The sequence below is a fragment of the Microvirga sp. KLBC 81 genome (assembly GCF_003075415.1).
Taxonomy (GTDB): Bacteria; Pseudomonadota; Alphaproteobacteria; order Rhizobiales; family Beijerinckiaceae; genus Microvirga.
Genome location: NZ_QDAH01000330.1, coordinates 1 through 542, shown reverse-complemented (window position 1 = coordinate 542; position 542 = coordinate 1). Strand labels below are relative to the sequence as shown.

General features: G+C 65.3%; 1 protein-coding gene. It reads right to left on the bottom strand.

Annotated features, from left to right (window positions below):
• Positions 1–542: DUF3440 domain-containing protein (locus DC522_RS34045; RefSeq protein WP_116532743.1), on the bottom strand; the 542-nt coding region annotated here is incomplete at both ends.

Here is a 542-nt window from a genome sequence, read left to right as displayed (position 1 = left end):
ACTGGCTGTACTGGCGCCAGGTATCGAAAGTGGGCGGCAGGCCCAGCCCGCCGCGATAGCCGAGGAAGCGTTGGCGGCAATAGCGCGCCGCGTAGTTGGCGCCCTGCACGCGCTTGACGGCGCGAAACCAGGTCTCGGGCTCGAGCTTGTGGAACAGGTCCAGCCCCTTGCGCTGGTCGTCGCCGTAAGGTTGGCAGATGCGCATCTGCGAATACGGCACGCCGGCGCGCAGCATGTGGTCATAGAGGCGGTTGTAGGCGTGGCCGTTTTCGCCGGTGTAGCGCCACAGGTCTTCGAACTTCCAGTCGTAGATCGGGAAGAAGGTGACGGCGTTGTCGCGCTGCTTGTCGCGCGTGCTCCAGGGCAGCGGCTTGTGCGCGCCGGGCGGCGTCCAGGCGCATTTCTTGGTGCGGCGCTTGATGGCGAGATAGCGGTTGAGCGACTCGTCGGAGCGGATGCCGACCAGGAACGCGGTGGTCTTGTCGCGCGCCAGCCATTGGTTGAATTCGGGCACGAATTCCTCGAATTCCATGCGGTGGCGG